Consider the following 25,708-nt stretch of genomic DNA (forward strand, 5'->3'; position numbering starts at 1 on the left):
CCCAGAGTCTTGCTGTGGAAAGCGGCGTATGAAACCGACACGGCAACGTCAGTCCGCCCTACGCGCGGGCGCGCGTACGGGAAGTTTAATCACTACGGAGTGCCAAGCCCTAAACAGATTTTATGTCCGAGCAGAGTGAGTACGGAGCCGGCCAAATCCAGGTGCTAGAGGGGCTCGAAGCCGTTCGCACCCGTCCGGCGATGTATATCGGTTCTACCGATTCTAGAGGGTTGCACCACCTCGTCTACGAGGTCGTCGACAACGCGATCGACGAGGCGCTCGCAGGGTACTGTGACACCATCGGGGTGACGATCCATGATGACGACTCGGTGAGCGTCTCCGACGACGGTCGGGGAATCCCGGTCGATACCCACGCCGAGTACGACCGACCCGCACTGGAGGTGATCATGACCGTGCTTCACGCCGGCGGGAAGTTCGACTCGAAGTCCTATCAGGTCTCGGGCGGCCTCCACGGCGTCGGTGTCTCGGTGGTCAACGCCCTCTCGAAGTGGCTTGAGGTCGAGGTCAAACGGGACGGTGCGGTCTGGCACCACCGCTTCGACCACGGCGCGCCAGAGGGAGACATCGAGCGGGTACGCGATCTCGAAGGGGACGAGGAGACGGGGACCACGGTCCGGTTCTGGCCCGACGACGAGATATTCGAGAGCGGCGAGTTCGACGCCTCGACGCTCGAAACGCGCATTCGAGAGCTCGCCTTCCTCAACCCCGGCGTTGCGATCACGCTCACCGACGAGCGCGACGGAAGCGAATCGACCTTCCAGTACGACGGCGGGATCCGCGAGTTCGTCGAATACCTCAACGAGACGCGCACCCCGCTTCACGACGACGTCCTCTATCTGGCCGACGAGGAGCAAAACATCCAGATCGAGGTGGCGATGCAGGCCACCGACGAGCTACAGGGATCGATTCACGCCTTCGCGAACAACATCAACACACGCGAAGGGGGGACGCACCTGACCGGCTTCAAGACCGCGCTCACGCGCATCGTCAACGACTACGCCAACGAGCAGGGACTGCTCGATGACATCGACGAGAACCTCCGCGGCGAGGATGTCCGCGAGGGTCTTACTGCGGTTATCTCGATCAAACATCCCGACCCGCAGTTCGAGGGCCAGACGAAGACCAAACTCGGCAACTCGGAGGTCCGAGGGATCGTCGAGAGCGCCATGCACGCGGGCCTCTCGACGTACTTCGAGGAACACCCCGACACCGCACAAGCGATCATCCGCAAGGCCGTCGAGGCCGCAAAAGCGCGCAAAGCCGCAAAGCAGGCCGAGGAGCTCACCCGCCGGAAGTCGGCGCTCGAATCGACGGCGCTGCCTGGCAAGCTCGCGGACTGTCAGACCCGTGATCCGAGCGAGGCGGAACTGTTCGTCGTCGAGGGCGACTCGGCGGGCGGGAGCGCCAAGCAGGGTCGCGCCCGGGAGTTTCAGGCCATCCTCCCGCTGAAGGGGAAGATCCTCAACGTCGAGAAACACCGCCTCGACCGAATCCTCGAGAACAACGAGATCCGCGACCTGATCACGGCCGTCGGCGCGGGCGTCGGCGAGGAGTTCGACATAAGCGAGGCGCGCTACCGGCGGATCATCATCATGACCGACGCCGACGTCGACGGGGCACACATCCGTACCCTGCTACTGACGCTGCTCTACCGACACATGCGCCCGCTGATCGAGGCGGGCCACGTCTATGCCGCCCAGCCGCCGCTCTATCGCCTCCGATACGGCGGACAAACCCGCGAGGCGATGACGGAGGCCGAACGTGAGGAGATCATCGCCGAACACGGCTCGCCCGACCGGATTCAGCGCTTCAAGGGGCTCGGCGAAATGAACCCCGAGCAGCTCTGGGACACGACGATGAACCCCGAGAACCGCGTACTCAAACAGGTTACCGTTGAGGACGCCGCCGCAGCCGACCGGATGTTCTCGGTGCTGATGGGCGACGCCGTCGAGCCGCGAAAACAGTTCATCCAGGAGCACGCAAAGGAGGCCGAATGGGTCGACATCTGAAAGCCCTCCCAGTCGCTTGGCAGCGGCTGCTCGCCCTTTGCATGTCCACCAGGACAGCAGGGCGCGGCGCGCGATTACGCGCCGCTTTCGGGAAGACCAGCCCTTCCCCGCCCTGCTCGCGGAGCCGCCGGAAGTGGCGGCTTCGCTCGCACCGGCCACCGTGCCGTGGACCGCTACCACGGTACCACACCACGAACGACATCCACAGCGATCATCCCACCCTGAACACCCCACACAATGAGTTCTGACGTTCCGAGCCCGACCATCGACGCCGCACGCATCGACACCGTCCGAATCGAGGACGAGATGGAACAGTCGTACATCGACTATGCGATGAGCGTCATCGCGGGCCGCGCACTCCCGGACGTCCGGGACGGCTTGAAACCCGTCCACCGGCGCATCCTCTACGCGATGCACGAGATGGGCGTCTCGAGTCGCTCGGCTCACCGCAAGTCCTCCTCGATCGTCGGCGAGACGATGGGTGATTATCACCCCCACGGCGACAGCGCGATCTACGACACGCTCGTCCGCATGTCCCAGGACTTCTCGATGCGCTACCCGCTCGTCGACGGACAAGGCAACTTCGGTTCGGTCGACGGTGACCCCGCGGCGGCCATGCGCTACACCGAGGCGCGCATGAGCCCGATCTCCGAGGAGCTGCTGACGGACATCGAAAAGGAGACCGTGGACTTCACGGCCAACTACGACGACCGACTCGAAGAGCCGGAGGTCCTTCCCGCCGCCGTCCCGAACCTCCTCGTGAACGGCTCGTCGGGAATCGCCGTCGGGATGAGTACGAACGTCCCGCCCCACAACCTGCGAGAAGTGATCGACGCGACGATCCACCTGATCGACGATCCGGGGTGTTCGATCCCGGACCTGATGGAGCACGTCAAGGGGCCCGATTTCCCGACGGGCGCGAACATCGTCGGCCGGGAGGCGATCCACTCGGCGTACACGACGGGCCGCGGTCGGCTCCGCGTACGCGCGGAGTTCAAACGCGAGCAGGCAGGCAAGCGCGAGCGGATCGTCATCACCGAGTTACCCTTCCAGCAGAACAAGTCCCGGCTCGTCGAACGCATCGCCGAGAACGTCAACGAGGGCACGATCGAGGGGATCAGCGACCTGCGCGACGAGTCCGACAGGGACGGCATCCGCATCGCGATCGACCTCAAGCGCGGCGCGAACGCGGACGTCGTCGAGAACCAGCTCCTCGAGCACCACCTCGAACGGACTTTCGGCGTGATCAACCTCGCGCTGGTCGACGGCCAGCCCCAGGTGCTCGACTTAAAGGAGACCCTCGAACACTACGTCGAGCACCGAAAGGACGTCGTCCGACGGCGCAGCGAGTACGACCTCGGAGAGGCGGAAGACCGCGCACACATCCTTGAGGGGCGCCTGAAGGCCCTGGACAACGTCGATAGCGTCGTCGAACTGATCCGCGGGGCCGAGGACAGAAACGGCGCGAAGGAGGCTCTCAGCAGCGAGTTCGACTTCTCGGAGGCCCAGGCCGAACACATCGTCCGGATGCAACTCGGAAGCCTCACCTCGCTCGAACGCGAGGAGATCAACGAGGAGTACGACGACCTCACCGCGGAGATCGAGCGCCTCGAAACCATCCTCGCGAACGAGTCCGAACTCCTCTCGGTCATCAAGGAGGAACTACGCGAGATCCGCGAGGAGTACGGCGACGACCGCAGGACCAGCATCATCGAGGGCGGCGACGCCGTCCTCCACGAGGACCTCATCCCCGAGGAGGAGTCGCTGATCCTCGTCACCGAGGACGACTACGTCAAACGAATGCCCGTCTCGGCGTTCGACCCCCAGGGTCGGGGCGGCAAGGGGATCATCGGCGCGAACCTGAAGGAGGGCGATCGCGTCTCGAAGGTGTTCCGCGCGAACACCCACGACTACCTGCTTTGCTTTACGAACCACGGCAAGGCCTACCAGATCCGCGGGTTCGACGTCCCCGAGATGAGCCGGACGGCGAGGGGCAAATCGGCGGTCAACATCCTCGATCTGGATCCCGACGAGGAACTCACCGCCGTCGTGAACACCGACGACTTCGACGACGAGGAGTTCCTGACGATGGTCACCGAGAACGGCTACGTCAAACGAACCGAAGCCGGGTCCTTCGAGCGCGTCCGATCCTCGGGGCTGATCGCCGCCTCGCTCGAGGAGGGTGATCGACTCGTCGACGTCACCGTCACCGACGGCTCGACGGACCTCCTGATCGCCACACGAAACGGGATGGCGATCCGATTCCCCGAGCGCGAGGCCCGCGCGATGGGGCGTACCGCCAGAGGGGTCAACGGGATCAAGCTTCAGGGCGCGGACTCGGTGGTCGGCCTCGTCACGGCCGATGAGGGTCGGAGCCTGTTGACGATCACCGAAAACGGCTACGGGAAACGGACCTCCTTTTCGGAGTACCGCACCCAGTCGCGCTACGGCAAAGGACTGATCGACATCAAAACCGGAGACCGTAACGGGTCGGTTGCGGCCGTCGAATCGGTAAGCGAGGACGATGACCTGATCGTAATGAGCGACGACGCCCAGATCATGCGGATCCGCGCCGCCGACGTCTCACGGGTCGGGCGAAACACCAAGGGCGTGATCGTCATGCGTCTCGCGGATGACGACCACGTCGCAAGCGTCGACGTAATCCCCGACGCCACCTGAAACCGAACGGATCGGGAGGTGGCCCTACTGGGGTGTGAGCTCTTCGACCGCTTCGAGGCTGGCCGCGACGATCCCCAACCGGGGACCGGGAGCGACGGTTTCTGTCTCCCGATCGAACTCGACGATCCCCTTGTCGACGAGTTTCGGGAGATGCGAGTGATGCAACGCGTGACGCGTTGATTCGCGGTCGGCCTCCGAGAGGGCAACCGGTTCGATATCCATTCGAGTGGCGGCCACGCTCGTGACGAGCGATTCGAACGCCACCGTCTCACCTCTCCGTGCGAGACAGTCGACGACCTGCCGGCGGGCGGCGAGTACGTCGAACACACGGTCGATCGGCGGGTGAGAACGGCGCACGTCGAGGTTCGGGCTATCCGGTCCGGCTTCGGCATCAAATACGGCGCTTCGCTCCGTCATCTCGTTTCTATCGAGACACCCACGACGGGTAAACACCGACCCAAATCGTTGTGGTATTGCTAGATATCGATGTGTGTGTGATACGGCTTCGCTCGTTTCGCACCCCTCGGCGAGCCGTCAGAGGAGATGGACGAGGGGAAAACGCCCGACGAGGGGCTCGACGGGCCGTTAGATTATGTCCTCCTGTTCGAGGCCGACCATGACGTCGTCGACGAGGGAATCGACGTCCTCGTAGGGGAACTCCTGGTGGCCCGAGAGACGGGTGGCGATCTCCATGGCAGTGAAACTCGTGCCGTCGGATTCGAACTTCGTCGCGGGGCCGTTGGGGAGGGCGGGCACGAGGTCCATCTGGTTTTTGACTGGGTAGTCGGCGCCCTCGAAGGCGTCGTGGAGCTGCGAGCGGATCTCGTCTTTGTCTGCCATAGCGGGTATCTGCTCGCCGACGAGATAAAAACGTTCTGAAACAATTATAACTAACGTGAGGGGTTTCGTCCGGCAAACTGAAGCTTTTTGACCACGCCGGGCCACCTCCGCGGTATGCGGGACGTCCTCACCGAGTGGCGGCCGGTCGTCGACGGCGCGATCGAGGAACTCCTCCCTCGCGCCGTTGACGAGGCCTACCTCACCGAATGGTTCGGGCCGGCGAGCCACCGGTACGACCCGGAAGCGATCCAGCGGGCGCTGTCGGATCCGGTCTGGGACCTGCTGGATCGCGGCGGAAAACGCTGGCGAGCGGTCGTTTGCTTGCTCCTGATCGACGGGTTCGGGGCGGACCCACACGAGTACCTCACGTACGCCTGCATCCCCGAGATCCTCCACAACGGGACCATCATCGTCGACGACGTGGAAGACGAGGCGCGGATCCGACGCGGGGAACCCGCCTTACACCACCAGTACGGCGAAGACATCGCGCTCAACGCGGGCAACGCGATGTACTTCCTTCCCCTGAAAGTCGTCGGGAAGAACCCCGCCGACCTCGATTCCGGGACCCAACTCGCCATGTACGAGATGCTGATGGACGAGCTCAACCGCACGCATCTGGGTCAGGGGATGGACATCTACTGGCACCGCAACCGCGAGGCCGAGGTCGCAGAGGCGGAGTACCTCGAGATGTGTGCGTGCAAGACGGGCTGTCTGGGCCGTATCGTCGCCCGACTGGCCGCGATCCTCACCGACCAGTCGCCCGAGATCGAGCGCGAGATCGCCAAATACGCCGAGGACATGTCCATCGCGTTCCAGATCGGCGACGACATCCTCGACATCGAGAGCACCATTGAGGGCACCACCGAGTTCGGCAAGGCCTTCGGCAACGACATCCGCGAGGGCAAACGCACCCTGATGGTGATTCACGCGCTCTCGGAGGCCGACGCCGAGAGCGCCGAGCGCCTCTCGTCGATCCTCCACAAACCCGAAAACACCCGCGAGGAGATCCTCGACGCCATCGGGATCCTCCAATCGACCGACAGCGTCGAGTACGCCCGCGAGTGTGCGCTTTCCTTCGCCGAGAGCGCCCGCGATCACCTCCGTAAGGTACCTCTAGAGGAGGAGCGGGCCACGCAACTGGCCTCTTTTACCGAGTTCGTCATCGACCGGGACGTCTGAAATGGAGCTCTTTGCTCGGTAGAGATGGCGGAGCCGTCTCTACACCTCGGAAATAGAGGATCCGACCGCGGCCACAGCAGTAGATCGTCGGTTAGATACGGATGTCACACTCGCAACCCTCACACGAAACATCCGGTATGAACATCTGAGAGGTAACCGAATCTATTTCAGCAGTATGAATAGATATAGAGTTGGATAGTTCGAGCTAATGGATCACTCATCGGAGACCATTATGCGCGACTGGAAAATAATCGCGACATATATCATTGTCGGATTCTGTTTAGTAGTGTTCGTGCTCACCAACCCGAGATTAGCGTTCTATGTCGCTCTGTGCCTGTGGGTTCTCGGAGCGGTAGTTCTACTGCTGTCGAGATGAGGGTTCGTTGTATATGCCAAACGGGAACCGTACCGAAAACCAGAGCAGTCCCCTCGTGATTTATACGCGCCGCGCCGTGGATCCGGTATGGCAGTCGAACCTGACTTCGAGTACGACCTACTGAAGCGCCTGAGCGAAACATGCGGGGTCCCCGGCTACGAAGACCGAGTGCGGGAGGTCGTCCGCGAAGAACTGACCCCGCACGTCGATGAGATCCGCACCGACGCGATGGGCAACGTGATCAGCACCCTTGAGGGCGATTCGGACTATTCGGTGGTCGTCGCGGCCCACATGGACGAGATCGGCTTCATGGTCACACACGTCGATGACGACGGCTTTCTCGCGGTCGATCCGTTAGGCGGGTTCGATCCCCGCGTGCTGAAAGCCCAGCGGGTGACGGTTCACACCCAATCGGGCGACCTGTCCGGCGTGATCGGCTCGCCGCCGCCGCACACGCTCGACGAGGAGGAACGAGAGCGGACCCCGAAGACCGAGGACGTGCGCATCGACCTCGGACTCGACGCCGAGGACGTCGAGGAACGCGTCTCTCCCGGCGATCTCGTGACGATGGATCAAGGTACGGAGATCGTCGGCGAGCATGTCACGGGAAAGGCGATCGACAACCGGGTCAGCGTCTTCACGCTGATCGAGGCCGCCCGGCGGAGCGAAAGCCCGGCGGTGACGGTCCACTTCGCTGCGACGGTTCAAGAGGAGGTCGGCCTCCGAGGGGCTCACGCGCTCGGGGTGGATCTCGATCCGGATCTGGCGATCGCGCTGGATACGACCGTCGCGAACGACGTACCGGGTTTCGAGAAGCGCGAATACGTCACCGAACTCGGCGAGGGGGCCGCGATCAAACTGAAGGATTCGAGCGTGATCACCAGCCCGAAGGTCCACAGACGCCTCACCGAGGTCGCCGAGGAACGGGGGATCAGCCACCAGTTCGAGGTCCTGCCCGCCGGTGGGACCGACACTGCGGGCTTCCAGACCTCCGCGGGGGCCAAGCCAGTCGGTGCGATCTCGATCCCCACCCGCTACCTGCATACCGTCACCGAGAGTGCCCACGTCGAGGACATCGAGGCAACGATCGGACTTCTCAGCGCGTTTCTCGGGAGCGAGACCGGCGAGTTCGACTACCGGCTCTGACGGACGGCCGAAACCAACATATTCAGTACGGCGCGTTCCCAACCCCCGCGTATGACCGAGGACCGAGACCGAGACCGAGACCTCTCGCGGCGACGGTTCATTCGCGAGGCGACCATCGGCGGGGCGGCAGCGGTCGCCGCGAGTGGCACAGCGGCCGCACAACAGGAGGGCGGGAACGAAAGCGGCGGGAACGAAACCGGCGGGAACGAAAGCGGCGGGAACGAAACCGGCGGAAACGAAAGCGGTGGCGAGGGGAACGAGAGTGGCGGGAACGAAAGCGGCGGAGGCGGTGGCGGCGATCAGGTGCCCGCTTGGTCGAGTTTCGTCCAGGACGCGAACAACTTCGACGGCACCGAGGACCTGCGTGGGCAATCGGAGGCCACCGTCCAGGTCGGTGCCGGCGACGGACTCGCGTTCGATCCGGCGGGCATCTGGATCGACACCGGCACGACCGTGATCTGGGAGTGGACCGGTGAGGGCGGGAGCCACAACGTCAGCAACACCGGCGACCTCGGGTTCGAGAGCGAGACCAGCGGCGAGGCCGGGTTCACTTTCGAGTACACCTTCGAGGAGGGCGGGATCTTCGAATACGAGTGTGTTCCCCACACCGCACAGGGGATGCACGGCGGCGTCGCGGTCGGCGAGGACATCGAGACTACCGCAGCACCGACCGAGAGCGGCGGTAGCGGCGGCGGCGGCGGCGGGGAGTCCGCGGGCGTCCAGTTGCCCGGCGCGGCGAAGTCGGCCGCCGTCGCACTCACCGTCGCGCTTAGCTCGACGCTCGGGCTCACCTACGTGTTCATGAAGTATGGCGGCGACTACGAGGGCGACCGCGTCGAGTGACCCGCAAACGAACCGCTTAAGCCGCCGGTTCGGTCAGTAACGATGTGTACCAACGACCGGTCGCAGGTCGTGATACCCCATGAGGGGAAACGTCGACTGGCGGGTGAGCGCGACCCTCGTCGGAACCGTTCTCAAGTGGTTGAGCGTTCCGCTCGTCTTTCCCCTCCTGATCGCGGTCTACTACGGCGAGTCGCTTTTCCCGTTTCTCGTGACGATCGCGGTCTCGATCCTCGTCGGCGAGGCGCTCGTCCGCGCGGGCCACGAGGGCCGTCTCGGGCCGCGCGAGGCGTTTCTCATGGTCGCGGTGACGTGGTTCGCCGTCCCCCTCGTCGGCGCGATCCCCTTCGTTCTCGCGGGAACCGGGTCGATCGCCCACCCGGTGAACGCGCTGTTCGAGTCAATGAGCGGCGTCACGACCACCGGCGCGACCGTCCTGCTGGAGTTCGAAACCCATTCTCGCTCGATCATGATGTGGCGCCAGGTCAGTCAGTGGCTCGGCGGGCTCGGGATCCTCGTCCTCGCGACGGCGATCCTCTCGCAGATCGGCGTCGGTGGCGCACAGCTCATGGAGTCGGAAACCCAGACCCGCGACGTCAACAAACTCACCCCGCGGATCGCCCAGACCGCCCGACTGCTCGGCGGACTCTACATCGGGCTGACGCTCGCGCTCGTGGCACTTTTGTACGGACTGCATCTCGTCGGTCTCGCCCCGAACATGGACCTCTACAACGCGGTCGCCCACCCGCTGACGACCGTCTCGACGGCAGGTTTCTCGCCGGAGGCCGACAGCATCATGGCCTTCTCGCCGGCCGCCCAGTGGGCCATCACCCTCTTTATGATCATCGGGGCGACGAACTTCGTGCTCATCTACTTCGCCCTGCAGGGGGACTGGCGCAGGCTCCTTGACAGCGAGGAGTTCCGGTTCTACGTCGCGTTGCTCGCCCTGTTGAGCGGCCTCACGGCGGTCTTGCTGGTGTTCGACGGTACCTACCCCGGGGGGACGGAGGCGACCGCGCGCCACGCCGTCTTCAACACCGTCTCGATGATGACGACCACCGGCTACGCGAACGTCGACTTCGACCTCTGGGAGGCCGGCGCGAAACACGTCATGTTCGTCTGTATGTTCATCGGCGGGATGGCCGGTTCGACTACCTGCTCGATCAAGACCCTGCGGTGGTTGGTCGTCCTCAAGGGCTTTCGCCGCGATCTCTTCACCTCAATCCACCCCGAGGCGATCAGACCGGTGCGTCTGAGCGGCGGCGTGATCGACGAGGAGACGATCCGGGACATCTACGCGTTCACGCTCGTGAACCTGCTGTTGTTCGCGGCGGCGACGGTCTTCGTCGTCGTCGACGGCGCGCGTGTGGGCCTCGCGCTGAGCGAGTTCGACGCGATGGGGGCGGCCGCGGCGACCTTCCTCAACATCGGCCCCGCGTTCGGGATCGCCGGCCCCTTCGGCACCTACGAGGCATTTCCGGTGACGACCAAACTGGTGATGATCGTGTTGATGTGGATCGGCCGCATCGAGGTGATCCCCGTGCTCGTCCTCTTTACGAGGGTGTTCTGGACCTCATAGCGCGGCGGCGACGGCATCGGCCACGTCCGTACGCGCGAAGACAATAACGTGATCGCCGACCTCGATGTGCGTGTCCCCTCGGGGGATGATACACTCCTCGCCGCGGGTGATCGCGCCGACGACAGCCGCCTCCGGCAGGTCGGCCATGGACTCTTGTAGCGTTCGCCCCGCCAGAACGCTCCTCTCGTTGATCTCGATCTCGAGGACCTCCGCCCGGTCGTTGTGGATGAGCGAAATGTTCTCCGCGCGGCCCTGATGGGTGAAGCGGGTGATCTCTTCTGCGGTGATCTCCCGAGGGTTGACCGCCGCGTCGACGCCGACCGACTCGAAGAGGTCAACGTAGGCGCCGTGCTCGACGACCGCCACGGCACGGGAGGACCCGAGCTGTTTGGCCAGAAGCGAGATCAGCAGATTGGCCTCGTCGTGGGTCAGCGCGCTGATCACCACGTCCGCCTCGTCGATGTGTTCACGTGAGAGGAACTCGATGTCGGTCGCGTCGCTCTCCATGACGACGGTGTTGGGTAGCCGCTCGGCGAGGTCGCGCGCCCGGTCGTGGTCCTCCTCGATGAGTCGGGGTTCGAAGCCCTGTTCTTCGAGCATCCGGGCGACCTGAAACCCGATCTCGCTGCCGCCGACGATGACGATCTCCTCGGCCGATCCCGGCGTCTGTTCGGGCGAGAGTTCGGCTCCGAAGCGCTGGACGCTCTCGGGGCTGCCGATCACGACGACGTAGTCGCCCGCCAGAAGAGGGGTGTTGCCGCGTGCGATCTCGACGTCCTCGCCCCGAAGCAGGCCGACGAACGTCAGCGAATCGAAGCGGTCGGCCTCCTGTACGGTTTGTCCGGCCACCGAGCTGTCTTCGGGGATCTCGAACTCCGCCATCTGGACGGTTCCCCCGGCGAAGGGGTCGGCGTCACGGGCGGCGGGCAGTCCGACGATGGTGACGATCGCTTGGGCCGACAGCAGATCCGTACAGACCATGAAATCGACGCCGAAGGCCTGATCCGAGCGGTTCCACGTATCGAGCAGGTCGGGTTTCTTCACCCGGGCGATGGTGAAGACCTCGCCGAGGGCCTTGGCGGCACTACAGGCGACGATGTTGGTCTCGTCGTTGTCGGTGCTCGCGATGAGGAGGTCGGCCTCGTCGATGCCCGCCTCTTCGAGCGTTCGCATCGACGTGCCGTCGCCCTGAATCGCCAGTACGTCGATCGAATACGTGAGTTCGTCGACGCGATCGCCATCGACGTCGACGACGACGACCTCGTGGCTCTCCGAAAGGTCCGCCGCGATCGAGGAGCCGACCTCGCCGGCCCCGATGACTATTACGCGCACGAAACCACCGCTCGTCTCATTGCTCGCCGGTTCGCGACGGGCGGGTATGGGTATTTCCCTTCAGATCGAGTCGGGCGTCCGGTGGATCTCCAGTTCAACCTCGCGGGGTTCGCCCTCGAGGTCGGCGACGATCCGCTCGACGATGCGTTCTGCCTCCTCCTCGACTTTCGGTTTCACCTTGTCGATCACCCATCCCAGCGAAACGAACGCCGGGAGGTCGAGCATACTCGGGCTGGCGCTGTCGGGGTCGAACCCGATGTGCAGATAGACCCGAGAGGCCGTCCCCTCGCCGTCGGGGGCCTCTTCGGGCACCTCCTCGACGCGCCAGTGGCCACGGGCGTGGATGTCCTTGACGATCCGCCAGTCGATCCGCGTGGGGGGATCGACCTCCGTGACCTCCGAACGCGCGGTATACGAGAGCTTCCACCACTCGAGTCGGAGGTCGTACTCGGTGCCGGGCGAGCCGTCGCCGTGCTGGCGGACGTCGGTGAGGTACTTCGAGTAGTTCGCGTACCGGGGAAAGTCGATGAGGAAGTCGTAGACCTCCTCGGGCGGCAGATAGACGACCGTGCTCAGTTCGACTTCGTCCACAGGATGGGTTGCGACGAACCCGCCCTAAGTGTTTGGATACTGGGCTGATCGGCGACCCCATCCTCGAAAGTCCGGTCGAGTGAGTCGCCGCGATAGACACCCTTACGGCCAGGTCCGTGTTCCCGTTCGATATGGAATCGAACGCGGACACGGACGTACTGATCGTCGGCGGCGGGGTCGCCGGACTCACGGCGGGGACCTTCACCGCCCGCGCTGGACTAGAGACGCTGGTCGTCGACGGTGGAGAGTCGATCCTGCGGCGCAACGCCCACCTCGAGAACTACCCCGGGTTCCCCGCGGGCGTCGATTCCCGGCTGTTCGTGGACATGACGCGCGCACAGGCCGAACGCACCGGCTGTGAGTTCGTAGAGGGACGGGTCACGCAGATCACCCGCGACGAGGGCGGGTTCGAGGCTGCCACGGAGGACGGCACGGTCCACGGGGCCGATCGGGTGATCGCGGCCTCGTGGTCGGATTCGAGCTACCTCGAATCGCTCGACGTGGACCTCGACCGCCGGGGGAGCAAGCAGTATATCGGTATCGACGACGAGGGCCGCACCGCAGTCGAGGGTCTGTATGCCGCCGGGCGGATCGCCCGTCGGTACCACCAGGCGGTGATCGCGGCGGGCCACGGCGCGGAGGTCGCCCTGACGCTGATCCACGATTCTGACCTGCACTTCTACAACGACTGGGTCGTCCCCGAGGGCTACTTCACCGACCGCGGACGCGAGGTCCCGCCGGGCTGTGAGGAGATCGACGCCGAGGAGCGCGAGCGCCGGGCGGCGGAGAGCCGCGAGACCATGCGCGAGTGGTTCGCCGAGCCCTACGGGGAGAAACCGACGCCGCATCCGAGCCTCGCCGAGGAGTGACCTCTCAGGGGAGCGTCTCGCAGGCCACCCCGTCGCCGTCGGCGTCGAGGCGATGGGGATCACTCGGGTCGTCGTCGAGGACCGCCTGGGCCTGTGCCTGCGTCTCGAAGTCCGAACAGTCGAGGTCGCCGTCAGTCCCGGCGGGCGGACTCTCGGTTCCGCCCTCGTCGTTCCCCCCACCCTCCTCAGGTGGTTCTTGGGTTTCTCCCTCGAAGCCCCACAGGCCGACTCCCTCGTTTCGGGCCTCGTCCTCGGCGTTCGCGTACGCCGACCGTTCCGTGAACTGCGAGTCGTACATCCGGGCCAGCCCCTCGTCGATCAGCGCGCGGTTGAACGAGTCCCCGTCGTCGGTGTAGACGTAGACGAGCAGGCGGCCGAACGACCCGCGTCGATCAGCCTCGGGGTCGACCGCGATGCGGACCTCCTCCCCGTCGAGTTCCTCGGTGGCGTACGCCGTCGCGCGGTCGCCCCACTCGGCGAGCCAGTCCGCCCCAGCAGCGGTGTCGGGGATCCCCTCGAAGTCATCGGGGTCGCTCTGGCCGTAGGTCTCGGGCGTATCGACCCCGAGCAGTCGGATGGTATCGACCTCGCCGTTCGGGAACCGGACCTCCATCGTGTCGCCGTCGATCACCCGTTCGATCGAAACCGTCCACTCCGTGCCGTCGGCCGGCCCGCGTTCGGACGCCGATGTGTCGGTCCCGTCCCCCTCGGAATCGTCCTCGGAACCCGACGGGTCGTCACCGGTATCCTCCTCGGATGGCGAATCCGAGGACCCGTCGGTCGGTTCGCCGTCGGCGTCGGGGGTCTCGTCGGGTCCGCTCGACGAATCGTTACCCGCGTCCGTAGAATCGCCCCCATCGGAGCCGTCCGATTCCTCTGTCGCCTCTGAAACCGGTTCGTCAGGGCTCGACTCCACGGAATCGGACTCGTCGGGCGGTTTCTCGGCGTCCGAACCACTGGTGTCGGTCGAGTCGGATTCGCTCCCGTCGTCGCCGGCCGCATCGTCGCTGTTGGACTCCTCGTCGGTCCCTTCGAGGTCGTCGCTGTCGTTCGAGTCGATCGGGTCGCCGCCTCCGGAGCCGGGGTCGTCGGTTCCCACACCGGTACAGCCGGCGAGCACGACGACGAGACAGAGGGCGACGGCGATGAACAGTCCTCGGGAACGTCGGGCCATACTCGCTCCTCACCGATCCGTTATGTGAGTGTTTGGACTAGTACGATTGAGCTAGAGAACGGATCGACACGAGATCGGACGGGAATCGACCAGCGAGCCGACGAACGAGAACGGGGAGTTCAGCGACGATCGGCCACGTTTAACCCCTCGGATCGAGAAGGGCGAGTGAATGCTCTCGGGAGTGAACGTCGCGCTGGGCGTCACGGGATCGATCGCCGCGGTCAACGTCGTGGAAATCGTCCACGAACTGCGCCGGCGCGGCGCGAACGTCAGGGCCGTGATGAGCGACAGCGCGAGAGGGATCGTCCACCCGTGGAGCGTCGAGTTCGCCACCGACGAGGAGGTGATCACCGAAATAACGGGAGGAGTCGAACACGTCGCCCTCTGCGGGCGGGAGGGCTGGGCCGACGTGCTGTTGATCGCGCCCGCGACGGCGAACACGGTGGGAAAGATCGCGGGCGCGATCGACGACACGCCCGTCACGACGTGTGCGACGACCGCCCTCGGTGCGGACCTGCCGGTCGTGATCGCGCCCGCGATGCACGAGCCGATGTACGACCACCCCGGGGTGCTCGATGCGATCGAGTGCGTCGAGGAATGGGGCGTTTCGTTCGTTTCCCCCCGTATCGAGGAGGGGAAGGCCAAGATCGCCACCACCGACGCCATCGCGCTTGCGAGCGCGCAGGCGGCGGGACCCTCACCGCTGTCGGGCGAGCGAATCGTCGTGAGCGCCGGGGCGACCGCCGAGTCGATCGACCCCGTGCGCGTGTTGACCAACCGGTCGTCGGGCAAGACGGGGCGAGCGGTCGCCCGTGCCTGCTACGTCGCCGGGGCCGAGGTGACGCTGATCCACGCGCTCGTCGGCCCGCACCCGGTCGAGGCGGGCGAGGAGTGCGATCCGGCGACCTACGCCGAGGTCGAAAGCGTTGAGAGCAGCGCCGAACTCTCCGAGGCAGCACTCTCGGCGGCCGCGAAGGCCGACGCGTACGTCTCGGTCGCGGCGATCAGTGACTACACGATCGAGCCCGAGGACGAGAAGATCCGCTCGGGCGAGGACCTCTCGCTCGACCTGCTCCCGAGCCCGAAGGTGGTCGACGCGGTCCGGGAGGCGAACCCCGAGTTACCGATCGTCGGGTTCAAGACCGAGACGAGCGGCGACGACGAGGCCATGGTCGAGGCCGCCCGCGAAATCGCGGATCGGGTCGGTATGAGCTTCGTCGTCGCCAACGACGCGAGCGTGATGGGCGAAGAGGAGACCCGCACGCTGTTCGTCGGGGACGACGTCGCGGAACACCGCGGGACGAAAGCCGAGATCGGCGAGGCGGTCGCGAGCGAACTCGCGGGCGTCCTCGTCAGGGAGAACTGTCGCGAGGAATAACGAAATCGTTTTCCTACGTGTAACGCTTGATGCGAGTAGCATGGACCCCAGCCATGAGTAGAGTATCCGTACCACCAGGAGGGGTCGTTCGTGGCGACTGAGCGGGTTCTCGTACCGATCGAGCAGTCCGTGACGCTCCGGCGCACCGTCGGCTACGCCGTCGAATCGGCGCTCGATAGCGCGGGGGCCGTCGAACTGCACTTCGTCGCCGCGGTGACCAACGACGAACGGACGCCGACCGGCCGACGGGCGGTCGAGGACGCCGAGGGGTTGCTCGACCGCGTCCGGGCGTGGGTCGACGAGGACGGGGGCGAGTCGATGACTGTCGAGACCGCCGCCATCGGGACGGATCGCTACCTGTTCAGCCCGCGCGATTACGCCGACACCATCGTCGAGTACGTCCACGAAACCGGCATCGATCGCGTGATCCTCGACCCGGAGTATCGTCCCGGCGCGAGCGCGCCGATGCTCCGGCCGATCGAACACCGTCTCGACGAGCAGGACATCGCCTACGAGGAGGCGCCGGTCGAGCGTCGCACCCGTCGAGCGCAGTTCGTCACCGGCGGCGGCGCGAGCCGTTTTCTCGCGCTGTTTCTCGTCTCCGTCGGCTTCTACCTCGTCCTCGGGGACCCGACCTACTGGTTCGACCTCGTGACGGGCGCGGTGACCGGTCTGATCGTCGCTCTCACGCTCTCGCATGTCACGTTTCCGAAGCCACCCCAAGCGGTTCGATCGACGCTTCGGACGCTCCGGTTTTTCGTCGTGTACGTCCCGTATCTCCTCTACGAGATCGTCAAGGCAAACCTGCAGGTCGCGGCCGTCATCCTCCGGCCGTCGATGCCGATCGAGCCGCGCATGACCCGCGTTCGGGTCGCGGTTCCCGGCGGCCTGCCGCTGACCTCGCTCGCAAACAGCATCACGCTCACGCCGGGGACGCTGACGGTGCGGGCCGACGACCAGGAACTGATCATCCACGCGCTGATTCCCGACGCCCGCGAGGGGCTGTTCGCCGGCGGCCTCGAACGGGGTATCCGGTTCGTCTTCTTCGGGCGAAGCGCCACGAGCATCGCGAGCCCCGAGGAGCGCGGCGACACCGAGATCATACGGGGTGAGGAGTCGTGAGCCTCCTCTCCGACGTCTTCCTCGGCGCGGCGGCGATCTTCGTGGTCCTCGCGATCGCGCTGCTCTATCGCGCGATCAAGGGACCGACAATGCAGGATCGCGTCCTCGCGGTCAACGTGCTGGGAACCAACACCGTGGTGATCCTCGCGCTGCTTGCGGCGGGACTCGATCAGCCGTGGTTCCTCGACATCGCGCTCATCTATGCGCTGCTCAACTTCCTGGTGACGATCGCCATCTCGAAGTTCACCGTCGAACGCGGGGGGATCATATGATCGAGCGCCTCAGAGTCGGCGCGATCGTCGTGCTGATCGCCGGCGGCGTCTTCTTTACGTTCGTCTCGACGACGGGCGTGCTCCGCCTTCCGGACGTCTATACGCGCGCCCACACCGCCTCGCAGGCTGACACCCTCGGGGCCGGGTTCGCGCTCGCGGCGGTCGCACTCGCGTTCGGCTGGCAGCCGACGACCGTGATCACCGTGCTGTTGTTGTTCTTCATCTTCATCACCAACCCGACGGCGGCCCACGCGGTCGCGCGGGCGGCCTACGAGTCCGGGGTCGAACCCTGGCGGGAGGACGAGCCATGACGCCGCTGGAGGTCGCGTTGATCGCCTTCGTGCTGGTGACGGCGCTCGCGACGGCGCTGTTCCGGGACGTGCTCTCGGCGATCATCGTCTTCGGGGCCTACAGCCTGGGGATGGCGATCATCTATACCGTGTTGCTCGCGCCCGACGTCGCCATGACCGAAGCCGCAATCAGCGCCGGCGTCACGACGATCCTCCTGCTTCTGACGATCGCCAAGACGGTACGCCCGTCGACCGACGCGCTGTTCGAGTCGGTCAACGTCCCCGCCGTCCTCACGGTCGGCGCGTTCGCGCTCGTCTTCGGGGCGGCCGTCCTGCCGGCGATCCCGGCGATCGGCGCCGAGAGCGCGCCGGTGTGGTCGAACCCCGAGGTCACCCAGTACTACCTCGAAAACACCTACGCCGAGACCGGCGTCCAGAACACCGTCGCGGCGGTGCTCGCCGCGTATCGTGGGTTCGATACCTTCGGCGAGGCGGTCGTCGTCTTCGGCGCCGCCGTCGCCGTCCTGTTGGTCCTCGACCGGGAGGTGTTCGCATGAGTTCGCTCGCGGCGAAGCCGCTCGCTACACACACTTGCCACCGGAGGTGGCTCCGATGAGTGCCGGCGATTCCTACACCGAGAGTCAGGTGATCATGTCGACGGTCAAGATAGTCACGCCGTTCGTGCTGACATACGGCCTGTTCATCACCTTCCACGGGGCCGACGCGCCGGGCGGGGGCTTCCAGGGCGGGGCGGTCATCGGCGTCGTCGTCCTGATGCTCGCCTTCGCCTTCGGGATCGAACCCACCCGCGAGTGGCTCGATAACCGCGTCGTCACGGGACTGATCGCCGGCGGCGTGCTGGCCTTCGGCGCGATCGGGCTGGCGTCGATGCTTCTTGGGGGCGCGTTCCTCCAGTACGAGCTGTTGCCGATCCACCACCCCTCCCGGTACGGTATCGAGGGCATCGAGATCCTCGGGATCGCCGCGATCGTTTCGGGCACCGTGATCGGGCTGTTCTTCGCGACGGCCGCCGGCTTCACCGCCGACGCGTTCGCACCGTCCGACGAGCGGATCGAGACGCAGAGGGACGACCGGCCCCGAACCGGCCGAACGGAGGGCGAGGAGTGATGCTCGAACTGCTCGCGACGCGATACGCCTACGTCGCGTTCATCGTCCTGCTGTCGGTGGGCCTCTACATGGTGATCGCCAGTCAGAACCTCGTCAAGAAGGTCATCGGGGTCAACCTCTTCCAGACGGCGATCTTCCTGTTCTTCGTCGCGTCGGCCTACGTCGAGGGCGGTGCGGTGCCGGTCGTACCGAAGGATTCGGCGGGGCCGACAGAGGTGATCGTGAGCCCGCTGCCCCACGTGATCGTGCTGACCGCCATCGTCGTCGGGGTCGCGCTCACGGCGGTCGGGCTCGCGCTGATCGTCCGGATCTACACCGAGTACGGCACGCTTCGCGAGGACGTCCTCCGGGAGGTGCGGTCGGATGATTGAGAACGTCCCGGCACTGCTGATCGTTCTGCCGATCCTCGTGGCGACCCTGCCGCTCCTCGTCGGGCTGCGCTACGAGCGGGTGGGATGGACGGTCGCCGCGCTGACGACGACGGCGGCGTTCGCGATGGCGCTCTGGCTCGCGCTCGTCATCTTCACGACGGGCGAGGCAGTGATCCACCAGCTCGGTGGCTTCCCCCGACCGATCGGGATCGAACTCGTCGCCGACCGGCTCTCGGCGCCCTTCGTCGTCCTCGCCACCGGAATCTCGATGGGCGTGCTCGCGTACACCCGCCGGGGCGGCCCGCGCGGGAACAGCTTCTACAGCGCGTACCTCCTGTTGCTGGGCGGTCTCCTCGGACTCTCGCTGACGGGTGACGTCTTCAACATGTTCGTCTTCCTCGAGATTACGGGACTGACGACCTACGCGCTGATCGCCAAAGGGAAATCGGGCGAGTCGGCGATCGCCGCGCTCAAGTACCTGATCATCGGGACCGTCGGGGCTTCGATGTACCTGATCGGCGTCGGCTTCCTGTTCGTCGCGACGGGCACGCTGAACATGATCGATCTGGCCACGGCGATCCCACAGCAGGCGGGCTACGGGAACCCGCTGATCCTGACCGCGTTCGCCTTCGTCTTCGTTGGCTTCGCGATCAAGATCGCGCTGTTTCCCCTCCATACGTGGCAGCCAGACGCCTACCAGCGTGCGCCCGACGGCGCGACGCCGCTGATCGCGGCGCTCGTCTCGACGGTCTCGGCGTACGCGCTGTTTCGACTGGTCTACACGGTGTTCACCGTCGAGTTCCTCGTCTCGATCCCCCACGCGAGCGAGATCGTCGTCACGGTCGGGTCGATCAGCGTCCTCGCGGGGAGCGCGCTGGCCGTGATGCAGAGACGGGTCAAGCGGATGCTCGCGTACTCGTCGGTCTCGCAGTTCGGCCTCGTGGTGCTCGCTTACGGGCTGATGAACGACACCGCGCTGCTCGGTGCGCTCGTCCACCTGATCGGCCACGCGATCATGAAGGGCGGGCTGTTCCTCGCGGTCGGAACGATCGCCGCGGGGACCGGCGCGCGCACCGTCAAGGAGTACGCCGGCCTCGCGAAACGGATGCCGTTCATGGCGGGCAGTCTCGCGGTGCTCGGCCTCGCCCTGGTCGGCGTTCCGCCGTCGATCGGCTTTCTTGGCAAGTGGTTCATCGCGGTCGGCGCGATCGAGGCGGGCATCTGGCCCGTCGCCGTGGTGGTCCTTCTGAGCACGATGTTGACCCTCGGATACATCGCCCGTCTGCTGGAGAGGATGTACTTCACGCCCGCTCCCACACGGGGCGGCGCGCCCGAGGGCTCGCTCGCGACCGACGGAAGCGGAAACGACCCGACGCCGGGTGCTGTCTCGGCGGGAATGCTCGGCGTGACGGTGCTCGCGGCACTGTTGGCCGTCGCGCTCGGCTTTTCGGGGGGTGCCTTCGATTCGTTGCTCGGTCCGTTCATCGAGGTGATTCTCAATGGTTGACGTAGCTAGTATCAGACCGCTCGCGGCCGTCCTCGTCTCGTTTCTCGCTGCGGGGGCGATCGTCGCGTCGCATCGTTATCCCAACGTCAGAGACAGCTGGTCGGTGATCGCCGCGCTCACCAAGTTCGGGATCGTCGCCAGCATGCTGCCGGGCGTAATGGACGGAACGGTCTACGTCTGGAGTCTCGGTACCTTCGTCCCCGGCGTCGAGTTCGCCCTGCGGGCCGACCCGCTGGGGATGCTCTTTGCCCTGCTCGCCTCGTTCCTCTGGATCTTCACCGCCTTCTATGCGACAGGCTACATGCGCGGGCTCGACGAGCCCAACCAGACGCGGTTTTTCGCCGCGTTCGCGATGAGCCTCTCGACGGCGCTCGGCATCGCCTTCGCCCAGAACCTCGTGACGATCTTCGTCTTCTACGAGCTGCTATCGGTGTCGACCTACCCGCTGGTGGCCCACGACGAGGACGCGGAGGCCCGCATCGCCGGCCGGAAGTACCTCGCGTACACCTTCTTCGGCGGCGGCGTGCTCGTGCTGGCGGGCACGGTGCTGGTCTTTCAGCTGGCCGGCACCGTCGACTTCGCAGCGGGCGGCATTCCCGCGCTCGCCGAAGCGGCCGGTGCGGATCCGTGGTTCGCCCGCCTCGCGTTCGGCCTGCTGGTGACGGGCTTCGGCGTGAAGGCCGCGCTCATGCCGATCCACTCGTGGCTCGCCGACGCGATGGTCGCGCCCACGCCCGTCTCCGGGCTGTTACACGCGGTGGCGGTCGTCAAATCGGGTGCCTTTGGCATCTCGCGGGTGATCCTCGACGTCTACGGGCCCGACCTCGCCGCGGACCTCGGGGTGCATATTCCACTGGCGATCGTCGCGGCGTTCACCCTGACTGCGGCCTCGATCATCGCGCTGCGAAAGGACCACCTGAAACGTCGGCTCGCCTACTCGACGACCGCACAGCTCTCGTATATCGTGCTGGGCCTCTCGATGCTCCATCCGTACGCGATTCTCGGTGGGCTCTTTCACATCCCCGCCCACGCCTTCGGGAAGCTCACGCTGTTCTTCTGTGCGGGCGCGATCCACGTCGAGACCCACACCGACTACATCAGCGAGATGGCGGGCATCGGCAAGCGGATGCCCTTTACGATGGCCGCCTTCACGATCGGGGCGGCGGGTATGGCCGGCATCCCGCTGATCGCGGGCTTCGTCAGCAAGTACTACATGCTGATCGGGGGGCTCGGCGCCGGCGGCATCGGCGTCATCGGGGCCGAGGGTGCGACGATGAGCCCACTGATGGGGACGATATTCTCGGGCTCGCTGATCGTCAGTGGCTTGCTCAACATCGCGTACTTCTGGCCGATCGTCTATACGGCCTACTTCGAGAGCGAAAACGACCACGACGCAAAACCCTTACTCGAGTTCCCGATGGGCGGAAAACCCGAGTCCTACGGCGTTAGCGTGGGGCGGCTCACGGACGGGGGTAAGCGGATCGAGGACCCCGAACACGAAACCGGCTACGCGGTCGACCGGTTCCCGAGCGACCACGCCGGCGCGGACGCGGACGATCACGAGCATGAGCACGACGACCACCACGGCGGCGGGCCGCCCGCCGAGGGCTGGGAGCGCCGGCGACCCTGGGCCGAAAGCACCTGGCTGATGCTCGTCCCCATCGGGCTGATCGCGACCGGCGCGATCGTCCTCGGGGTCGTCCCGGGGCAGGCGGTGTTCTTCGATCTGGCCGTCTACATCGTCGAGACGGTCACCGGGGTGGTGGTCCCATGAGCCCCGTCGACCTGCTCACGAGCGTCCCGCCCGCGGTTCCGATCGTCCTGGCGGCCCTCGTCGTGGCGGTCGTCCCCCGGACGGCGGGCTACGCCGTCGGCGCGCTCGCGACGATCTACCTGTTCGCCGTCTCGCTGCTCACGCCGCCCGGGGAGTACCTCTCGGTGCTCTTCCTCGGCTTCGACGCCCAGTTGTTTGTCGCCGACGACTTCTCTAGACTGCTGGGGCTGGGTTTCGGCTTCCTCGGGACCGCCGCGGTCGCCTATGCCGCCTCCAGCGGCCTCCCGCGGACGACGCTGGCGTTCGTCCTCTCGTACATCGCCTCGGTGGCGGGCGTGATCTTCGCGGGCGACTGGCTCACCCTCCTCTTTTTCTGGGAGCTGATGGCCGTCACGAGCACGGTCGTCGTCTGGGCCTACGGCGGCGACGCCGTGCGGGCGGGCTTTCGGTACGCCATCGCCCACGGCACCGGCGGCGTACTGTTGATCTGGGCGGTCGCCTGGCACTACGTCGAGACGGGCAGCCTCGCGCTCGAGGGCGGCATCGCCCCCGGCGCGCCCGCGCTACTCGCGGTGCTGGGGATCGGCGTCAACTGTGCCTTCATCGGGCTGCACACCTGGCTGCCCGACACCTACAAGCGCCCCCACATCGCCGCATCGGTGTTCCTCTCGGTGTTCACCACGAAGAGCTCGGCATACGTCCTCTATCAGGCGTTCCCCGACGGCCATCTCTACATCGCCTACATGGGCGGGCTGATGGCGGTCTACGGGGCGACCTTCGCGCTGCTCCAACACGACATGCGCGCACTGCTGTCCTACCACATCCAGGCCCAGCTGGGCTACATCGTCGCGGGAATCGGGATCGGAAGCGCCATCGGGATCACCGGCGCGATGGCCCACCTGTTCAACAACATCCTCTTCAAGGCGCTGCTGTTCATGGCCGTCGGCGTCATCATCTATCGAACGGGAGAGGAGGACCTCTACGAACTGGGCGGGCTGTGGCGCGAGATGCCACTGACGGCCCTTGGCTACCTGTTCGGGGCGCTCTCGATCACAGCGATCCCGGGCTTCAACGGTTTTATCAGCAAGGGGATGATCCTCGACGCCGCCGACCCGCACTACTACGGCGCGCCCGAGTACGAGGCACTGTACTGGCTGCTCATGGCCGGGGCGGTCGGCACCCTGCTGTCGTTCGTCAAACTGGGCTACTACGCCTTCCTCCACGGGCCGGCGACGACCGACGTGAGGGACGCCAAACCCGGCCAGACGGCGGGGATGCTCTCGGTCGGTCTCGTCTGTCTCGGGGTCGGGGTCTTCTGGCCGGCGTTCGTCGACATCCTGCCGTTCTCGTCGGGGCTCGACCTGCATCCCTACAGTCCGGGTCACCTGACCGACTCCGCGTTGCTGGTGGCCGTCTCGCTGATCGGCTTTGCGATCATCAGGAAACCGCTCTCGGCGCTCGGGCACGTCCCCGACGTGGATCGGATCCTCAACCCGCTGGTCTTCTACACCGGTCGGGTGAGCATGCTCGCGATCACGGGGACGTTCGCCGCGGTCGATCGGGGAGGAGTGGCGTTCGTCCGGGCGTGCTACTGGGTCGGCAACAACCCCGTGCTGGCGGTCGGTCGGGTCACCCGCCGACTCCCGGCGTGGCTCGTCGGCGAACACAGCCCCGCCGACGGCGGGTCGAGGGCCTCCTCCGATCGACGGTTCGACGGCGGCGAGAGCCCGAGGGAACCGACGCAAACCGCGAGCGAACCCTCGCGGCTCTACTTGCGGACGACCATCGGCGGGACGATCATGCTGATCGTGCTGGCGCTCACGGTCGTGCTGTTCGTGCTGGTCTTCCTCTGAAGGCGCACTTTTTTGCTGCGAGTCCTTGCTCACTACGTTCGCTCGAACCGTACCAAAATCGCGGAGCGACTTTGTGGGCTCTACAAGAGCTTCGCTCTTGTGAACGCTTGCAAAAACCTGCACTATGACCAGAAACCCAAGTTTCTGGTCGTCAACCGGAATGCTATGCATTCCGGTGATAAAAAGACCGGCTCGGCGGAGCCACACCGGTCCGCCTCCGCACCGCCCCCGCACTTATTTCGACGCGGATCGACAGTGGGTCCAATGCAAACGGAGCCACCCGTCGAGGGCGACACCTACATCCACGAGCGAACGTTCACTCACGAGGACGTCCGGCGCTTCGGGGAGATCTCGGGCGATACACAGTCGATCCACACCGACCCCGACGAGGAGGGTCGGCTGGTGGTACAGGGCCTGCTGACGGCGACCATACCGACGAAGATCGGCGGGGATCAGGAGTTCATCGCTCGAACCATGGAGTACGACTTCCGACGGCCGGTTTATACGGGCGAGACCATCACCTGCGAGTGGACCACCGAGACGGTAAAAGAGCGTGCGGACCGCTACGAGGCCTCGGGGACTGCGGTCTGTCGCAACGAGGAGGGGACGACGGTGATGGCCGGGTATTTCGAGGGGATCGTTCGGAAGTGAGCGGGGGAGGATCGGCAGGTTTTACTGGCGGATCGAGTAGATACGACATGGATCAGTTGCGCCGATCGCTGCACGACGCGCCCATCATCGAGAAGGACGGCTATCACTACTTCGTCCACCCCATCAGCGACGGTGTGCCGATGCTCGAACCGAGCCTCCTGCGCGAGATCGTCATCAAGATCATCCGCAAGGCGAGCCTGGAGGACGTCGATAAGATCGTCACGCCCGCGGCGATGGGCATCCACATCTCGACGGCCGTCTCGCTGATGACCGACATCCCCCTCGTCGTGATCCGAAAGCGCCAGTACGGCCTCGACGGCGAGGTCGCGCTCTTTCAAGAGACCGGGTACTCCGAGAACCAGATGTACATCAACGACGTGGAGGCGGGCGACCGGGTGCTCGTCCTCGACGACGTCCTCAGTACGGGCGGCACCCTCAAGGCGATCACGGGGGCGCTCGAGGATATCGGTGCGGAGGTCCAGGACGTCGTCGCGGTCATCAAGAAGGTCGGCGGCGAGAACAAGCTCGACGGCACCTCCTACTCGGTGAAGACGCTGATCAACGTCGACGTCGTCGACGGCGAGGTCGTCATCGTCGACGAAACCGGCGACGACTGAGCGGTCCCGACCCGCGGAGTAACCCCGACTCGGTCGAACCCCGGTCCCGACCGATCGAAACGTCCGAACGGCGGAGCGGTTCGCCGATATATAATACGCCGACCCCACTC

Annotated in this window: 24 protein-coding genes; 19 read left to right on the forward strand and 5 right to left on the reverse strand. The window is 65.5% G+C overall.

Annotated features, from left to right (window positions below; all coding sequences use genetic code 11):
- Positions 1 to 122: 122 nt before the first annotated feature.
- Both gyrB and gyrA read left to right on the forward strand, forming a co-directional pair.
- Positions 123 to 2,030 carry a DNA topoisomerase (ATP-hydrolyzing) subunit B gene (gyrB, locus tag HAPAU_RS12205; RefSeq protein WP_066382995.1) on the forward strand — a complete coding sequence of 636 codons (1,908 nt, stop codon included), beginning with the start codon at positions 123 to 125 and terminating at the stop codon, positions 2,028 to 2,030.
- A 237-nt stretch (positions 2,031 to 2,267) separates the two neighbouring features.
- A complete protein-coding gene (gyrA, locus tag HAPAU_RS12210) occupies positions 2,268 to 4,709 on the forward strand; it encodes a DNA gyrase subunit A (RefSeq protein WP_066382997.1) in 2,442 nt (813 codons plus the stop codon).
- Between the two features lie 24 nt (positions 4,710 to 4,733).
- Here gyrA and HAPAU_RS12215 read toward each other — a convergent pair whose 3' ends face one another.
- The gene (locus HAPAU_RS12215; protein ID WP_066383000.1) at positions 4,734 to 5,126 is read right to left on the reverse strand and encodes a DUF7344 domain-containing protein; all 393 of its coding nucleotides are present in this window, start codon (positions 5,124 to 5,126) and stop codon (positions 4,734 to 4,736) included.
- Between the two features lie 168 nt (positions 5,127 to 5,294).
- A complete protein-coding gene (locus tag HAPAU_RS12220) occupies positions 5,295 to 5,549 on the reverse strand; it encodes an MTH865 family protein (protein WP_066383002.1) in 255 nt (84 codons plus the stop codon).
- Positions 5,550 to 5,663: 114 nt separating this feature from the next.
- Here HAPAU_RS12220 and HAPAU_RS12225 point away from each other — a divergent pair, with 114 nt between their 5' ends.
- The 4 genes from HAPAU_RS12225 to HAPAU_RS12240 all read left to right on the forward strand — a co-directional run bounded on the left by HAPAU_RS12225 (position 5,664) and on the right by HAPAU_RS12240 (position 10,669).
- Positions 5,664 to 6,728: a polyprenyl synthetase family protein gene (locus HAPAU_RS12225; protein ID WP_066383003.1), complete on the forward strand. Its 1,065-nt coding sequence runs from the start codon at positions 5,664 to 5,666 to the stop codon at positions 6,726 to 6,728.
- 463 nt (positions 6,729 to 7,191) lie between these two features.
- A complete protein-coding gene (locus HAPAU_RS12230) occupies positions 7,192 to 8,250 on the forward strand; it encodes a M42 family metallopeptidase (RefSeq protein WP_066383005.1) in 1,059 nt (352 codons plus the stop codon).
- 51 nt (positions 8,251 to 8,301) lie between these two features.
- A complete protein-coding gene (locus HAPAU_RS12235) occupies positions 8,302 to 9,093 on the forward strand; it encodes a halocyanin domain-containing protein (RefSeq protein ID WP_066383007.1) in 792 nt (263 codons plus the stop codon).
- 79 nt (positions 9,094 to 9,172) lie between these two features.
- Positions 9,173 to 10,669, forward strand: coding sequence for a TrkH family potassium uptake protein (locus HAPAU_RS12240; RefSeq protein WP_066383008.1), 1,497 nt, complete (start codon positions 9,173 to 9,175; stop codon positions 10,667 to 10,669).
- On the opposite strand, the gene trkA is transcribed toward HAPAU_RS12240, so the two are convergent.
- Together trkA and HAPAU_RS12250 are read right to left on the reverse strand one after the other, a co-directional pair.
- A complete protein-coding gene (gene trkA, locus HAPAU_RS12245; protein ID WP_066383009.1) occupies positions 10,664 to 12,001 on the reverse strand; it encodes a Trk system potassium transporter TrkA in 1,338 nt (445 codons plus the stop codon). The two genes, HAPAU_RS12240 and trkA, sit on opposite strands and share 6 nt — an antisense overlap.
- A 60-nt stretch (positions 12,002 to 12,061) precedes the next feature.
- A complete protein-coding gene (locus tag HAPAU_RS12250; RefSeq protein ID WP_066383010.1) occupies positions 12,062 to 12,592 on the reverse strand; it encodes a type II toxin-antitoxin system RatA family toxin in 531 nt (176 codons plus the stop codon).
- A gap of 131 nt (positions 12,593 to 12,723) precedes the next feature.
- Between HAPAU_RS12250 and HAPAU_RS12255 the strand changes: the two genes are divergently transcribed.
- Positions 12,724 to 13,461 (forward strand): NAD(P)/FAD-dependent oxidoreductase, encoded by a 738-nt coding sequence (locus HAPAU_RS12255; protein ID WP_066383012.1) that lies wholly within the window; start codon positions 12,724 to 12,726, stop codon positions 13,459 to 13,461.
- A gap of 4 nt (positions 13,462 to 13,465) precedes the next feature.
- On the opposite strand, the gene HAPAU_RS19700 is transcribed toward HAPAU_RS12255, so the two are convergent.
- Complete coding sequence (locus tag HAPAU_RS19700; RefSeq protein WP_084383707.1) at positions 13,466 to 14,635, reverse strand: thermonuclease family protein; 1,170 nt, start codon at positions 14,633 to 14,635, stop codon at positions 13,466 to 13,468.
- A gap of 169 nt (positions 14,636 to 14,804) precedes the next feature.
- Between HAPAU_RS19700 and coaBC the strand changes: the two genes are divergently transcribed.
- From coaBC to hpt, 12 genes are all read left to right on the forward strand, one after another.
- A complete protein-coding gene (coaBC, locus tag HAPAU_RS12265; protein ID WP_066383014.1) occupies positions 14,805 to 16,013 on the forward strand; it encodes a bifunctional phosphopantothenoylcysteine decarboxylase/phosphopantothenate--cysteine ligase CoaBC in 1,209 nt (402 codons plus the stop codon).
- A 90-nt stretch (positions 16,014 to 16,103) separates the two neighbouring features.
- Positions 16,104 to 17,135 (forward strand): monovalent cation/H+ antiporter subunit E, encoded by a 1,032-nt coding sequence (locus HAPAU_RS12270; RefSeq protein ID WP_066383017.1) that lies wholly within the window; start codon positions 16,104 to 16,106, stop codon positions 17,133 to 17,135.
- Positions 17,132 to 17,407 (forward strand): cation:proton antiporter, encoded by a 276-nt coding sequence (locus tag HAPAU_RS12275; protein WP_066383019.1) that lies wholly within the window; start codon positions 17,132 to 17,134, stop codon positions 17,405 to 17,407. Before HAPAU_RS12270 ends, HAPAU_RS12275 begins: the two co-directional genes overlap by 4 nt.
- On the forward strand, positions 17,404 to 17,718 hold the full coding sequence (gene mnhG / locus HAPAU_RS12280) for a monovalent cation/H(+) antiporter subunit G (protein WP_066383021.1): 315 nt from the start codon (positions 17,404 to 17,406) through the stop codon (positions 17,716 to 17,718). Before HAPAU_RS12275 ends, mnhG begins: the two co-directional genes overlap by 4 nt.
- The gene (locus tag HAPAU_RS12285) at positions 17,715 to 18,254 is read left to right on the forward strand and encodes a DUF4040 domain-containing protein (RefSeq protein WP_066383023.1); all 540 of its coding nucleotides are present in this window, start codon (positions 17,715 to 17,717) and stop codon (positions 18,252 to 18,254) included. Before mnhG ends, HAPAU_RS12285 begins: the two co-directional genes overlap by 4 nt.
- Before the next feature lie 55 nt (positions 18,255 to 18,309).
- On the forward strand, positions 18,310 to 18,825 hold the full coding sequence (locus tag HAPAU_RS12290; RefSeq protein WP_066383025.1) for an MnhB domain-containing protein: 516 nt from the start codon (positions 18,310 to 18,312) through the stop codon (positions 18,823 to 18,825).
- On the forward strand, positions 18,825 to 19,196 hold the full coding sequence (locus tag HAPAU_RS12295) for a cation:proton antiporter subunit C (protein WP_066383026.1): 372 nt from the start codon (positions 18,825 to 18,827) through the stop codon (positions 19,194 to 19,196). The genes HAPAU_RS12290 and HAPAU_RS12295 overlap by 1 nt, the downstream gene beginning before the upstream one ends.
- A complete protein-coding gene (locus HAPAU_RS12300; protein ID WP_066383028.1) occupies positions 19,189 to 20,703 on the forward strand; it encodes a monovalent cation/H+ antiporter subunit D family protein in 1,515 nt (504 codons plus the stop codon). Before HAPAU_RS12295 ends, HAPAU_RS12300 begins: the two co-directional genes overlap by 8 nt.
- On the forward strand, positions 20,696 to 22,477 hold the full coding sequence (locus HAPAU_RS12305) for a proton-conducting transporter transmembrane domain-containing protein (RefSeq protein ID WP_066383030.1): 1,782 nt from the start codon (positions 20,696 to 20,698) through the stop codon (positions 22,475 to 22,477). The genes HAPAU_RS12300 and HAPAU_RS12305 overlap by 8 nt, the downstream gene beginning before the upstream one ends.
- Positions 22,474 to 24,330 carry a Na(+)/H(+) antiporter subunit D gene (locus HAPAU_RS12310; protein ID WP_066383031.1) on the forward strand — a complete coding sequence of 619 codons (1,857 nt, stop codon included), beginning with the start codon at positions 22,474 to 22,476 and terminating at the stop codon, positions 24,328 to 24,330. Before HAPAU_RS12305 ends, HAPAU_RS12310 begins: the two co-directional genes overlap by 4 nt.
- A gap of 264 nt (positions 24,331 to 24,594) precedes the next feature.
- A complete protein-coding gene (locus HAPAU_RS12315) occupies positions 24,595 to 24,981 on the forward strand; it encodes a MaoC/PaaZ C-terminal domain-containing protein (protein ID WP_066383033.1) in 387 nt (128 codons plus the stop codon).
- 47 nt (positions 24,982 to 25,028) lie between these two features.
- Positions 25,029 to 25,598 carry a hypoxanthine/guanine phosphoribosyltransferase gene (gene hpt / locus HAPAU_RS12320; RefSeq protein WP_066383035.1) on the forward strand — a complete coding sequence of 190 codons (570 nt, stop codon included), beginning with the start codon at positions 25,029 to 25,031 and terminating at the stop codon, positions 25,596 to 25,598.
- The last annotated feature ends 110 nt before the right edge of the window (positions 25,599 to 25,708 follow it).

The organism is Halalkalicoccus paucihalophilus, assembly GCF_001593955.1.
Lineage (GTDB): Archaea > Halobacteriota > Halobacteria > Halobacteriales > Halalkalicoccaceae > Halalkalicoccus > Halalkalicoccus paucihalophilus.

Coding starts and splice junctions, on each gene's coding strand:
- gyrA (WP_066382997.1), top strand. CDS start 2,268: ATGAGTTCTGACGTTCCGAGCCCGACCATCGACGCCGCACGCATCGAC.
- HAPAU_RS12300 (WP_066383028.1), top strand. CDS start 19,189: ATGATTGAGAACGTCCCGGCACTGCTGATCGTTCTGCCGATCCTCGTG.
- HAPAU_RS12310 (WP_066383031.1), top strand. CDS start 22,474: ATGAGCCCCGTCGACCTGCTCACGAGCGTCCCGCCCGCGGTTCCGATC.
- hpt (WP_066383035.1), top strand. CDS start 25,029: ATGGATCAGTTGCGCCGATCGCTGCACGACGCGCCCATCATCGAGAAG.
- HAPAU_RS12255 (WP_066383012.1), top strand. CDS start 12,724: ATGGAATCGAACGCGGACACGGACGTACTGATCGTCGGCGGCGGGGTC.
- mnhG (WP_066383021.1), top strand. CDS start 17,404: ATGATCGAGCGCCTCAGAGTCGGCGCGATCGTCGTGCTGATCGCCGGC.
- HAPAU_RS12285 (WP_066383023.1), top strand. CDS start 17,715: ATGACGCCGCTGGAGGTCGCGTTGATCGCCTTCGTGCTGGTGACGGCG.
- HAPAU_RS12220 (WP_066383002.1), bottom strand. CDS start 5,549: ATGGCAGACAAAGACGAGATCCGCTCGCAGCTCCACGACGCCTTCGAG.
- HAPAU_RS19700 (WP_084383707.1), bottom strand. CDS start 14,635: ATGGCCCGACGTTCCCGAGGACTGTTCATCGCCGTCGCCCTCTGTCTC.
- HAPAU_RS12315 (WP_066383033.1), top strand. CDS start 24,595: ATGCAAACGGAGCCACCCGTCGAGGGCGACACCTACATCCACGAGCGA.
- HAPAU_RS12290 (WP_066383025.1), top strand. CDS start 18,310: ATGAGTGCCGGCGATTCCTACACCGAGAGTCAGGTGATCATGTCGACG.
- HAPAU_RS12230 (WP_066383005.1), top strand. CDS start 7,192: ATGGCAGTCGAACCTGACTTCGAGTACGACCTACTGAAGCGCCTGAGC.
- HAPAU_RS12235 (WP_066383007.1), top strand. CDS start 8,302: ATGACCGAGGACCGAGACCGAGACCGAGACCTCTCGCGGCGACGGTTC.
- HAPAU_RS12225 (WP_066383003.1), top strand. CDS start 5,664: ATGCGGGACGTCCTCACCGAGTGGCGGCCGGTCGTCGACGGCGCGATC.
- HAPAU_RS12295 (WP_066383026.1), top strand. CDS start 18,825: ATGCTCGAACTGCTCGCGACGCGATACGCCTACGTCGCGTTCATCGTC.
- gyrB (WP_066382995.1), top strand. CDS start 123: ATGTCCGAGCAGAGTGAGTACGGAGCCGGCCAAATCCAGGTGCTAGAG.
- coaBC (WP_066383014.1), top strand. CDS start 14,805: ATGCTCTCGGGAGTGAACGTCGCGCTGGGCGTCACGGGATCGATCGCC.
- HAPAU_RS12305 (WP_066383030.1), top strand. CDS start 20,696: ATGGTTGACGTAGCTAGTATCAGACCGCTCGCGGCCGTCCTCGTCTCG.
- HAPAU_RS12240 (WP_066383008.1), top strand. CDS start 9,173: ATGAGGGGAAACGTCGACTGGCGGGTGAGCGCGACCCTCGTCGGAACC.
- HAPAU_RS12215 (WP_066383000.1), bottom strand. CDS start 5,126: ATGACGGAGCGAAGCGCCGTATTTGATGCCGAAGCCGGACCGGATAGC.